The sequence below is a fragment of the Cellvibrio sp. genome (assembly GCF_053579595.1).
The window spans coordinates 1-12,578 of sequence record NZ_JBRFPI010000097.1 but is presented as its reverse complement, the minus strand read 5'-3'; the positions used below and the strand labels follow the sequence as shown (position 1 = coordinate 12,578).

11 protein-coding genes are annotated in these 12,578 nt (G+C 46.9%); 5 read left to right on the top strand and 6 right to left on the bottom strand.

Translation table 11 applies throughout. From position 1 onward, the window contains the following. From ACWA6V_RS08280 to yacG, 5 genes are all read left to right on the top strand, one after another. A partial coding sequence (locus tag ACWA6V_RS08280; RefSeq protein WP_449522037.1) for a GspE/PulE family protein occupies positions 1–802 on the top strand: 802 nt, incomplete at its 5' end. A gap of 4 nt (positions 803–806) precedes the next feature. Next, positions 807–2,093 carry a type II secretion system F family protein gene (locus tag ACWA6V_RS08275; protein ID WP_449522036.1) on the top strand — a complete coding sequence of 429 codons (1,287 nt, stop codon included), beginning with the start codon at positions 807–809 and terminating at the stop codon, positions 2,091–2,093. Positions 2,094–2,095: 2 nt separating this feature from the next. Next, the gene (locus ACWA6V_RS08270) at positions 2,096–2,992 is read left to right on the top strand and encodes a prepilin peptidase (protein ID WP_449522035.1); all 897 of its coding nucleotides are present in this window, start codon (positions 2,096–2,098) and stop codon (positions 2,990–2,992) included. Positions 2,993–3,003: 11 nt separating this feature from the next. Continuing rightward, complete coding sequence (gene coaE, locus ACWA6V_RS08265) at positions 3,004–3,618, top strand: dephospho-CoA kinase (protein ID WP_449522034.1); 615 nt, start codon at positions 3,004–3,006, stop codon at positions 3,616–3,618. Positions 3,619–3,624: 6 nt separating this feature from the next. Beyond that, positions 3,625–3,837: a DNA gyrase inhibitor YacG gene (gene yacG, locus ACWA6V_RS08260; RefSeq protein WP_449522033.1), complete on the top strand. Its 213-nt coding sequence runs from the start codon at positions 3,625–3,627 to the stop codon at positions 3,835–3,837. A 28-nt stretch (positions 3,838–3,865) separates the two neighbouring features. On the opposite strand, the gene ACWA6V_RS08255 is transcribed toward yacG, so the two are convergent. From ACWA6V_RS08255 to ftsZ, 6 genes are all read right to left on the bottom strand, one after another. Next, positions 3,866–4,819, bottom strand: coding sequence for a Nudix family hydrolase (locus ACWA6V_RS08255; RefSeq protein ID WP_449522032.1), 954 nt, complete (start codon positions 4,817–4,819; stop codon positions 3,866–3,868). A gap of 17 nt (positions 4,820–4,836) precedes the next feature. After that, positions 4,837–6,057: a bifunctional glutamate N-acetyltransferase/amino-acid acetyltransferase ArgJ gene (gene argJ / locus ACWA6V_RS08250; RefSeq protein ID WP_449522031.1), complete on the bottom strand. Its 1,221-nt coding sequence runs from the start codon at positions 6,055–6,057 to the stop codon at positions 4,837–4,839. 98 nt (positions 6,058–6,155) lie between these two features. Continuing rightward, positions 6,156–8,888 (bottom strand): preprotein translocase subunit SecA, encoded by a 2,733-nt coding sequence (secA, locus tag ACWA6V_RS08245; protein WP_449522030.1) that lies wholly within the window; start codon positions 8,886–8,888, stop codon positions 6,156–6,158. 156 nt (positions 8,889–9,044) lie between these two features. Then, entirely contained in the window at positions 9,045–9,974 is a 930-nt protein-coding gene (locus tag ACWA6V_RS08240; RefSeq protein WP_310075305.1) for a peptidoglycan DD-metalloendopeptidase family protein, read from the bottom strand. Between the two features lie 333 nt (positions 9,975–10,307). After that, positions 10,308–11,219 carry a UDP-3-O-acyl-N-acetylglucosamine deacetylase gene (gene lpxC, locus ACWA6V_RS08235; RefSeq protein WP_449522029.1) on the bottom strand — a complete coding sequence of 304 codons (912 nt, stop codon included), beginning with the start codon at positions 11,217–11,219 and terminating at the stop codon, positions 10,308–10,310. Positions 11,220–11,351: 132 nt separating this feature from the next. Further along, the gene (gene ftsZ / locus ACWA6V_RS08230) at positions 11,352–12,533 is read right to left on the bottom strand and encodes a cell division protein FtsZ (RefSeq protein WP_331353208.1); all 1,182 of its coding nucleotides are present in this window, start codon (positions 12,531–12,533) and stop codon (positions 11,352–11,354) included. Between the last annotated feature and the right edge of the window lie 45 nt (positions 12,534–12,578).

The following is a 12,578-nucleotide window of genomic DNA, read 5'->3' as shown; positions in this document are numbered from 1 at the left end:
AGAGCTGAACGCACCCAAGATTTTCAAGGAAATCTGTGAATATCCGCGCGGCATTGTGCTGGTTACAGGGCCAACGGGTAGCGGTAAAACCGTATCGCTTTATACAGGCCTGAATATCCTTAACACCGCCGAGGTAAATATTTCAACAGCAGAAGACCCTGTGGAAATTAACTTAGAGGGCGTTAACCAGGTACAAATGAATGCGCGCGTGGGCCTTACGTTTGCAGAAGCGCTGCGCTCATTCTTGCGGCAAGACCCGGATATCATCATGGTCGGTGAGATTCGCGACTTGGAAACAGCTGAGATTGCAATTAAAGCATCGCAAACGGGTCACTTGGTGTTATCTACCCTACACACCAACTCAGCACCAGAGACTTTGACTCGCCTGCTTAACATGGGCGTTCCTGCATTTAACGTAGCTACCAGCGTAAGCCTTATTATCGCCCAAAGACTTGCGCGCCGTTTGTGCCCTGCTTGTAAAAAGCCTGCAACCGATATTCCGGCAGACATTCTCACTCAAGAGGGATTTGACGAAATAGGTATTCCGCGCGCAGAATTCCAGCTCTTTCACCCTGTTGGTTGTGAAAAATGCAATGGTGGTTATAAAGGACGAGTAGGGGTATATGAAGTGGTTCGCATCACCCCCTTGATTGCCAACCTTATAATGGAAGGAGGCAATTCACTTCAAATTGCGCGTGCTGCTAAGGAAGCTGGCTTTAATAACCTTAGGGTATCCGCATTGCGCAAGACCGCAATGGGATTAACCAGCCTCGAAGAGGCCAACCGAGTCACCAAGGATTAATTCCATGGCATTAGCATCTACAACAAAATCAGCCAGCTCGTCTGCGGCAAAATCGAAAGCCGCAACAGCAAAGGCAAAACAAATTCCAACAACCAATACCTATGTTTATAAAGGTGTAGATAAGAAAGGGAACAAGATTCAGGGCGAAATTAACGGTGGCAGCCCGACTATTGTTAAAACCCTGCTGGCTAAACAAGGGATCACTTCACGATCCGTGTCTAAAAAGGCGAAGCCTTTATTCGGATCTAGTGGCAAGGCAATCAAGCCTGCAGATATAGCTATTTTTTCTCGCCAAATGGCAACCATGATGAAAGCAGGTGTGCCTCTAGTCCAAGCTTTCGACATTGTTGCCGATGGGCTAGAGAACCCTAATTTGCGCAAGCTTGTATTACAGATCCGCGATAGTGTTGCCGCTGGCGGAGGCTTTGCAAACTCACTAAGGGAACACCCCAAATACTTCGATGATCTTTTTTGCAATCTTGTCGATGCAGGAGAGCAGTCAGGTGCACTGGAAACCATGCTGGATCGCATCGCGACTTATAAAGAAAAAACGGAAGCACTGAAAGCTAAAATTAAAAAAGCAATGACATATCCTATTGCTGTTGTCGCTGTTGCCATTATTGTCACTGGAATATTATTAGTAAAAGTTGTACCTCAATTTGCTGAAACCTTTAGTAGCTTCGGCGCAGACCTTCCCGCTTTTACCTTATTCGTTTTGCACTTATCAGAGCTTGCTCAAGCGTATTGGTTCATGATTTTAGTAGGCATGATTGCATCTATATTTGCATTTAAAGAGGGCGTCAAACGCTCATCCGCCTTTGCATATGCCGTAGATAAATACATGTTGAAATTTCCTATTGTAGGCCAAATTTTATATCTTTCTGTGATGGCCAGGTTTGCTCGAACACTGGCAACAACCTTTGCTGCAGGCGTTCCTTTGATTGATGCACTTACCTCGGTTGCTGGCGCGGCTGGTAATAGAATTTATGCAGATGCAATAATAAAAGTGAGAGACGATGTATCAACCGGTATTCAATTAAATACTGCATTAAAAGCAAAAGGTATTTTTCCGACATTATTAATTCAGATGTCCGCAATCGGTGAAGAGTCGGGTGCGCTGGATGCGATGCTAGACAAAGTTGCCGTTTATTATGAGGAAGCTGTAGATAATATGGTCGATAGCCTCACTTCATTGCTCGAACCTTTAATCATGTCAGTGCTAGGTGTACTGGTAGGCGGATTAATGATTGCCATGTATATGCCTATCTTCCAACTCGGTGCGGTTGTATAAACGTGACATTTTTTTCAGCTCTGCAAGCCTACCCATTATTGGGTTTGGCTTGCACTTTGGTACTTGGCTTACTCGTTGGTAGCTTTTTAAACGTTGTTATTTATCGCCTGCCAAAAATGATGGAACGCGATTGGCAAGACCAATGTCGTGATTATTTAACTAATGATGGCGACATAGCCACCCTTGCCGCAAGCGATTCAAAACAGGAACCATTTAATTTGATGGTTCCTGTTTCCCGCTGCCCTCATTGCAGCCACAAGATTAAGCCTTGGGAAAATATTCCTGTTTTGAGCTACTTATTCTTGCGTGGAAAATGCTCTAACTGCAAAGCTAACATCTCTGCTCGCTACCCCATAATCGAATTGGTAACTGGATTGCTATCCGTCGCGGTTATTTATTATGTTGGTGTTACTTGGAGCGGTTTAGCTGCACTGCTGTTTACCTGGTCGCTTATAGCGTTGACCATGATTGACTTTGACACTTATCTGTTACCCGACGACATAACGCTTCCGCTACTCTGGCTCGGATTGATTGCAAATAGTTTCGGCGCATTTACCGACCTGCCGAGCGCAGTCTGGGGCGCGATAGCAGGTTATTTGGCGCTTTGGTCTGTCTATAAAGTGTTTAAATTGCTGACCGGCAAAGAGGGAATGGGCTACGGCGACTTTAAATTACTTGCCGCACTCGGAGCCTGGATGGGCTGGCAAATGTTGCCGCAAATTATTTTGTTGTCGTCTCTGGTTGGAGCCGTTATTGGTATCAGCATGATTGTTATCCGCGGCCGCGATAAAAATATTCCCATCCCCTTTGGCCCCTACCTAGCCATTGCTGGCTGGATTGCATTTATCTGGGGTGACACCATTAACCAATCCTACTTAAAACTTTTTGTAGCACATTAGGCTGAAAAAAAATGCCTCTAATTATTGGACTGACTGGCGGGATTGGCAGTGGCAAGTCCGAAGCCAGCAAACGATTTGTAGAGCGCGGCATACTGGTTGTCGATGCAGATGTGGTCGCACGCGAAGTAGTTGAGCCGGGCAAACCGGCATTAACACAAATTGCCGCACATTTTGGACCAGATATTCTGGATGCGGCAGGTGTCCTGCAACGCAGTAAACTGCGGGACATTATCTTTTCTAATCCCACTGAAAAACAATGGCTTGAATCGCTGCTCCACCCAATCATTAATGCAGAAATTCGCAGGCAGCTAGCGGGAGCTTCTAGCATGTACGTTATTCTTGCATCGCCACTACTACTGGAAACTCAGCAGTTTCAGTTAGTCGATCGCATATTGGTAATCGACACCAGTGAACAACACCAACTTGAACGCGCAAGCCACCGCGATAAAAACAATGAAGCGCAGATAAAGGCCATTATGCAAACCCAACTCTCACGCCAGGAGCGCTGCGCGCGGGCGACTGACATTATCCAAAACCATGGCAGTATTAGTGAGCTTGATGCTCAAGTTGAAAAACTCCATCAGCTCTATCTCGAATTAGCGCAATCCACTGCAAAAACGAACTGATTATTTATGCAAAATACCACATCAAATTCTGATTTAACTTCGCTCGAACTCGCCTGCCCCTCGTGCAAAAAGGCAGTGCTATGGAATGACGAATTCCCGCACCGACCATTTTGTAGTGATCGGTGCCGCTTGATTGATTTGGGGGAGTGGGCAAGCGAAAGTCACCGCATTGCGGGAGATAATTTAGATATCAACTCAGAGGACGACACAAATCATTAGTAGGTTTTGCTAATGATTCAGTTGAAAATCACCACCAGGCACTAATGCCTGCTACACCTTGCGCACCGCACGACTGAGCAATTTTTATATGCTCTTCACTTACTCCACCCAAGGCATAAACAGGAATGTTGGCAAACTCCACGAGCGCACAAAATGAATCCCATCCGAGTGGATTTGCTGATGGATGTGATGCTGTGGGCAACACGGGTGATAAGAGCAAATAATCAGCACCAATATTTTGCGCATGCAGAATCTCTTCAGTGCTGTGGCAAGAAACACCAAACAATACGTCCTGCCCAACTGGCCGCGCATTAATTTCTAACGCATGATGGCGATTGAGATGTAATCCTAATTTTTTTTCCGGGAGGGAATGAGTTAGGTGATTAAATTCCGCAAGCGAACTATTAATTACCAAACGTGCATTTGATTGGTTGACCGCGTGAATTGCTTCATCTAATAAGGATTGATGAGTATCCACACGAAAATCAGCAACACGGAATTGCACTATGCGAAGACCCTCCGCCAAAACGCGATTCAGGCGCACCATAAAATCAACGTTATTAAGATAAGCCCCCGTAATCGCATATTTTTCCGGCAAATTAATTGCTGAAATAATGGGTCGATTAGCTGCAGGAAACGCAAAATTGTTCAGCTCTTTAGCATCAACCCACTGGATTGGTTGCCCTTCGTTGCCGATAGGAGTGCCAAGAAATTGGGTGATTTTATGGACATCAAGCAGAACGGATTTATCAGGGTAATGGTGGCGAATCTGAATCAATGGTTGGCTGGCAAGCACATCAATCGCCAACTCCTCATGTAGCTCACGCACAAGCGCCTGCTCGATGACCTCACCAGCATCCACCTTACCACCAGGAAACTCCCACAAGCCTCCCTGATGGGCACTTACCGGGCGCTTGGCGATTAAAATTTTGCCGTCGGCGTTAACGATAACACCAACGGCAACATGCACTAACTTAGTCACGGTTAATTACGAGGAAATTAGGAGCGATAGTCCGCATTGATGCGAACATATTCATAGGAGAGGTCCGTAGTCCATACTGTTTCGGCAAAGTCCCCACGGCCCAAGTTGATTTTAATCGCTATATCAGCCTGGCTCATAACTGCCTGGCCTTGTTCTTCGGTATAAGTTTTTGCGCGACCGCCATGCTCAACAATCAACGTATCGTTTAGATGAACTCGAACTTTTGTTGCATCCAAGTCTGGAACACCTGCATAACCAATTGCCGCTACAATGCGCCCCCAGTTAGGATCAGAAGCAAAGAGCGCAGTTTTAATCAGCGGTGAATGCGCCACGGCGTAGGCAACATCTAGACACTCATCGCGATTGGCGCCACCACTTACTGCAACAGTTACGAATTTGGTTGCACCTTCACCATCACTCACAATACTTTTGGCAAGATGGATGTGTGCAGCAATAATCAAGTCGCGCAACTTTTCGTAAAGTTCGCCGCTTGCCTGGTTGATCTCAGGCAGGTCTACTTGACCTGTGGCCATTAAAATACACGAGTCGTTAGTAGATGTATCGCCATCAATCGTGATGCGATTGAATGATTTATCAGCGGCTTCACGCGCTAATTCTTGCAACAACGCTTGCGAGACTTTTGCATCAGTTGCGATATAACCCAGCATCGTTGCCATATTGGGTTTAATCATACCAGCACCTTTGGAGATGCCGTTGACAGTAATGATCCTGCCTTGATAGTCAAATTGCTGGCTGAAACCTTTGGGGCGAGTATCGGTTGTCATGATGCCCGCTCCGGCGTCATCCCAACCATTCTCATTCGCTTTTTCCAAAGCTTCAGGTACTACTGCAATAATTTTTTGCACCGGCAATGGTTCGCCAATAACACCTGTCGAGAATGGTAGCACCTGCTCAGGTTTAATACCCTTTAACTCCGCAATCGCTGCGCAGGTAGCTTTTGCATCCAGCAAACCTTGCTCGCCAGTACAAGCGTTAGCATTACCCGAATTAATAACCAAAAAACGGATGGGTGCAGCAGCAAGATGCTCTCTGCACACAGTAACAGGAGCGGCGCAAAATGCATTCTTAGTGAACACACCGGCAACAGCGCTGCCCTCAGCGAGTTCAAATAAAACCACGTCGCGACGCCCCACTTTTTTAATACCTGCACTCACAGCGGTTAACTTCACACCTTTCACTGGGTGCATGTGCGGAAAAGGATATTCACCAACTGCCATAATATAAATCTCGATATTTGTTCAGAATCAAATTCTTTCGGTTAGCCGCACTTAAATGCACAGAGCCTCGCAATTGCGAGGCTCTGTTAGTGCAGAAACTATTCCAGGGAGCCGTGACAACTTTTGTACTTTTTGCCTGATCCGCAGGGGCAGGGATCATTGCGCCCGATCTTACGACCTTCACGCACCACCTGGGCACGAGGAGCTGCTGCTTGTGGTTCCTCTGGCTGCCCAAGAGCAGAAAGTTCATCGTGGCGCAGCTGCATTTTTTGACGTGCCAATTCTTCGCGGCGCTGATTTTCCATCTCTTCCATTTGCTCACGTGAAATCGGCTCAACACGCGCCATCAAATGGACAGTTTCACGCTTCACAGTCATCAACAAACTTTGGAAAAGTTCAAAAGCCTCACGCTTGTATTCTTGTTTTGGATTTTTTTGCGCATATGAACGCAAATTAATTCCCTGGCGCAAGTGATCCATAGTGGCGAGGTGATCTTTCCATGCATTGTCGAGCACCTGCAACATAACCTGCTTTTCAATTTCCAACATGATCTCGCCGACACGTTCGCATTTCGCATCATAAGCGCCCTGGATTTCTGCAAGAATTTTCTTGCGCAAGGTTTCTTCATGTAAACGGGTATCTTCTTCCAACCATTTGGCAATAGGCAAACGTAAGCCAAAATCGGCTTCAATTTGCTTTTCCAAACCAGGAACATCCCATTGATCTTCAATGGATTGTGGCGGAATAAATCCATTCACCAAATCATCTACCACTTCTTCACGAACAGCAGTTATGGTTTCGCGGATTGAGTCGGCATCCAACAATTCATTGCGCTGATGGTAAATAATTTGGCGCTGATCGTTAGCGACATCATCAAATTCAAGCAATTGTTTACGAATATCAAAGTTACGGCCTTCTACTTTACGCTGCGCTTTTTCGATAGCGTTATTCACCATGCGGTGTTCAATTGCTTCACCTTTTTCCATACCCAATGCTTGCATAAAATTACGCACGCGTTCGGAGGCAAAAATGCGCATCAAATTATCTTCGAGCGACAAATAGAAACGGGTTAAACCTGGGTCACCCTGACGACCAGCACGACCACGCAACTGGTTATCAATGCGGCGCGACTCGTGGCGCTCAGTACCAATGATGTGCAAACCACCTGCTGCCAGTACAGTTTCATGGCGAATTTTCCACTCAGCTTTAACAGCTTCAACTTGTTCTGGTGTTGGGTTTTCAAGCTCGGCGACATCAGATTCCCAACGGCCACCTAATACGATGTCAGTACCACGACCAGCCATGTTGGTAGCAATAGTCACAGTCGCAGGACGCCCTGCCTGCGCAATAATTTCTGCTTCCTGTGCGTGAAACTTCGCATTGAGCACCCGGTGTTTGATGCCTGCAGAGGTCAAACGGCGCGACATTTCTTCCGAAGTTTCAATCGATGCGGTGCCCACCAAAATTGGAGCATTTTTAGCTTGGAACAATTTAATATCTTCAACAATAGCGAGATATTTTTCTTCGAGCGACAGGAAAACCTTATCGTTCATATCCAAACGCAATACAGTTTTGTTAGTAGGAATTACCACCACATCCAAGCCATAAATTTCACGGAATTCATAAGCTTCGGTATCTGCGGTACCGGTCATACCGGATAAGGTTGGATAGAGACGGAAGTAATTTTGGAATGTAGTTGATGCGAGAGTCTGGCTCTCACTTTGAATCGCCACACCTTCTTTAGCCTCAATTGCTTGATGCAGACCTTCCGACAAGCGACGACCGGGCATAGTACGACCAGTGTGCTCATCAATTAATACCACTTGTCCTTCCTGAACGATGTATTCCACATTCAGATGGAAAAGTGCATGAGCGCGCAGAGCAGAGTTAACATGATGCAATAGCGACAGATTATTCGCCGCATAAAGATTTTGATCGGGCTGTAACAGGCCAGCTTGAATCAATAAATCTTCTACTTTTTGATGGCCATCTTCCGTTAATTCAACCTGACGCGATTTTTCATCAACACTGAAATGACCGGGATCAGTAATAACGCGACGATCACCGTCTTCACCGTTATCAATCTGACGTTTCAGTTTTAATACTAACTGATTAACACGCTTATACATTTCCGCACTATTTTCTGCTGCGCCGGAAATAATCAGAGGTGTTCGCGCTTCATCGATAAGAATCGAATCCACCTCATCGATAACAGCAAAATTAAGATCGCGCTGAACTTTATCGCGTTTACTTAACGCCATGTTATCGCGCAGGTAATCAAAACCGTATTCGTTGTTGGTCCCGTAGGTTACATCAGCAGCATAAGCAGCACGCTTAACCGCTTGTGGCTGCATGGATTGAATAACACCAACCGTCATACCTAAAAATTCATAGAGTGGCATCATCCAGTTGGCGTCACGGCTCGCCAGATAATCGTTTACGGTGACAATGTGTACACCTTTACCAGCCAAAGCATGGAGATAACTTGGCAGAGTAGATACCAAGGTTTTACCTTCACCGGTACGCATCTCTGCAATGCGGCCTTCGTGCAAAGTCATACCACCAATCATCTGCACATCAAAGTGACGCATGCCTAGCACACGGCGTCCTGCTTCGCGCACAGTCGCAAATGCTTCTGGCAATAATTGATCTAAGGCTTCACCCTTCTGAAAACGTTCGCGAAATTCTGCTGTTTTTGCCTTGAGTTGTTCGTCACTGAGCTTTTCCATATCAGGTTCAAGCGCGTTAATGCGCTGTACAACTTTATTCATGCGCTTTAATTCGCGCTCATTTTTTGAACCAAAAACTGCCTTGATTAACTTACCGATCATTTTTTAATACCGTAAAAATCCAATAGACTGAATACATTTTGCACAGCGAAATACAGGCGAAATAACCTAAATGTGCCCGAAGGCAAGGCTGGCAAGTAAATAGGAAGGTGCCGACTAAAGCAAGTGAGAATCTGCTGTCAGCTGAGGGGAAATAACTTAGCGGTTGGTGCGGCGGATATAACTGGCAGGATCGACTACGCGACCATTTTTATAGACTTCAAAGTGGACATGGGGTGCTGTTGATCGCCCGGTTGATCCCGACAGGGCAATCACTTGCCCCTTTTTTACAACATCACCCGCCTTAACAAGATTAGAGGTGTTATGCGCATAACGGGTAACCAAACCGTCGCCGTGTTTGATCTCGACCATGTTGCCATATTCAGGGTGGCGGCCGGACCAATTGACGATACCAGCAGCAACTGTGCTGACTTTACTACCTTTGCGGGCAGTGAAATCTATCCCCGAATGAAACTCGGTCTTGCCCGTAAAGGGATCCTTGCGATAACCATAACGCGACGAAACCCATGCATTGGCAACAGGCGCACCGGAAACCAAAGTCTCCTGCTGTAAACTACGATTGGTAAGCAATGCTTCTATGGTGTTGAGTTGTTGCTCGCGACTATCGACTTGCTGGGAGAGCTGATCTATTGCAGCAAAAAAATCAGGGGTGGCGTAAAGAGTATCCGGGCTTGCTTTGGAGGGGCCGCCAAGTGCAGGGACTTGGCTGAAATCAAATTCCCCCTGCTCCAGATTAGCAGCCGAGGTGAGCTTTTCACCAAGGGCATCAAGCCGCATCAAGCGCGCTTGCAGTTCGCCCATCTTACTCGTAAGCGCCGCTATCTGTGCTTCGGAGGCTTCGCGCTCCTGCTCAATTTCAGATTCACGTGCGGAAAGAATATCCATCCACGCTTTGGTGTCGGTATTAAAGAAGCCATCGCGCTCGTCCGATACCAGCCAACTATAACCCCAAGCGCCAACAAAGGTGGGAATCCCCAGCAGACATACAGACAGGAACGCACGAGTCCACCCACCCAAGGTGAAACTGCGAGCCTGCGCATGATCTTTGTTGACGATAATAATCTTCATTCAGAAATCTACTTTTTTATAGGTTAAAAACCGTTCACTTCGGGTTTCACCCGATGGAATTTTCGATAAAAATTTCGACTTTCAGATCGCGACTCACTTCCAGGCGAGGCGCAGTTTGACATCTAATGAAAACACTTTCAGGTTATTGAACCGCTAATAAAAAGTGTTTTAAAACAGCTAGTTACGCAAATTTCACGAAGGAAATATGGCAGTGCGGAGATTCCTTGCAACACACCCAAACGAGTGCATGTCCGAAATATCGCACAGATAGGAAGGTTTTAACAAGTGGAAATTTAGGCAGCGTTCACAAAACGAACACTGCACCAAATGGAATCAAGCTGCCGCTATGGGCTGCATATATGCAATGGGTAATTGCTGGTTTTCCTCAAATGTGACCAACTCCCAGGCATCCGGCTGTTCAATTAGCAATCGCAATGCCCGATTATTTAATGAATGCCCCGACTTATGGGCCTTGTATTCACAGATCAAACTATTGCCTAGCATGTATAAATCGCCGATGGCATCCAACACCTTGTGCTTCACAAACTCGTCCTCAAAACGCAGGCCATCCTCGTTAAGAATCTTGTATTGATCCACCACAATTGCGTTATCCATACTGCCGCCACGAGCCAACCCCTTGGAGCGCAGATACTCAATCTCATGCATAAACCCAAAGGTGCGTGCACGGCTGATGTCTTTCACAAAGGTCGAGCTGGAGAATTCCAGTTCGGTTTGCGGGCGACGATCTTTAAATACTGGATGATCAAACTCGATAGAAAAAGACACTTTGAAGCCATCAAAAGGGATAAAGCTGGCGAACTTGTCACCATCCCTCAAGGTAACTTCTTTTTTAATGCGGACGAATTTTTTAGGCGCATTCTGTTCCTGGACACCGGCAGATTGAATCAAAAACACAAAGGGACCGGCGCTGCCATCCATGATCGGAATTTCAGGCGCATTTAATTCGACAATCGCATTATCAATACCCAACCCGGCCATCGCCGACATCAAGTGCTCAACGGTGGAGACACGGACGTCATCTTTGATCAGGCAAGTAGAAAGTGTCGTTTCTCCTACATTTTTCGCGGTTGCTTTAATCTCTACCGGCGGATTCAAATCCACCCGGCGAAATACTATGCCGGTATCAACAGGGGCGGGCAAAAGGGTCAGATGGATCTGATCCCCTGTATGCAAACCGACACCTGTAGTACGTATCGCATTTTTAAGCGTGCGCTGTTTGATCATTTTTCACCCCTTACTCGTCTTACCGTTTCAACACCGCACAGCAGGTACGGTTTGATTTTCATGGGCATGTTACCAATCAGGGAAACTACCAACCAGTTAAAACTGGCAATCTCCCCTATAGCCAAAAGCCGATTAATCCGCCTGACGACGCAGGAAAGCAGGAATATCAAGATATTCCAATTCCTTATCCCCCAACGGTGCAGCCAAAGCAGCCGCGTTGGATGAGTGCGCGTTAGCACGCAGATGTGCAGGACGATCAAGCGCTGCATAATCTACGGGTGGAGTTGCAGGGCGACGGGTGTTGTCGATCACTTTAGTCGGCGCTGGTTTTACTTCCTTCGCCGCCGCAGCGGCTTTTGCGATTCCCAGACCCGTTGCAACCACGGTAACGCGCAGCTCGTTAGTCATTTCAGGATCGATAACCGTACCCACAACCACAGTCGCATCGCCTGAAGCAAACTCTTCAATGATGCTGCCCACTTCAGAGTACTCACCCAAAGACAGATCAATACCAGCGGTAATGTTAACCAGAATACCGCGCGCGCCCTGCAGGTTCACATCTTCCAGCAATGGACTGCGAATCGCCGCTTCAGCAGCTTCGCGTGCACGATTTTCACCAGTCGCACGACCAGTACCCATCATCGCCATACCCATTTCCGACATTACTGTTCTTACGTCAGCGAAGTCTACGTTGATCATACCCGGGCGGATAATCAGGTCAGCAATACCTTGCACTGCACCGAGCAGCACATTGTTTGCCGCTTTGAAAGCGTCGAGCAAGCTGGTTGATTTTCCCAAAACTGACAACAATTTTTCGTTAGGAATTGTAATCAGCGAATCAACACGTTCGCTCAACTCTTTAATACCAGCATCCGCAATTACCATACGCTTGCGGCCTTCGAATGGAAACGGCTTGGTCACAACGGCGACGGTCAAAATACCGAGGTCGCGCGCGACTTCAGCAACAACGGGAGCCGCGCCCGTACCCGTACCACCACCCATACCGGCGGCGATAAACACCATATCCGCACCGCGCAATACTTCGGCGATACGCTCACGATCTTCCATCGCAGCTTGACGACCGATTTCCGGATTAGCGCCAGCACCCAGACCTTTGGTCATGGAATTGCCGAGCTGCAATACGGTGCGCGCATCAATATCTTTCAATGCTTGCGAGTCGGTGTTGGCGCAAATAAATTCTACGCCTTCAATTTTGCTGGCGATCATGTGTTTGACTGCGTTTCCGCCGCCACCACCAACACCGATCACTTTGATTACTGCGTTCTGATGAATGCTATCAACTAATTCAAACATGGCCACACCCCTTTTGTTTCCCTTGACTCAATCTGTGAAATAAAA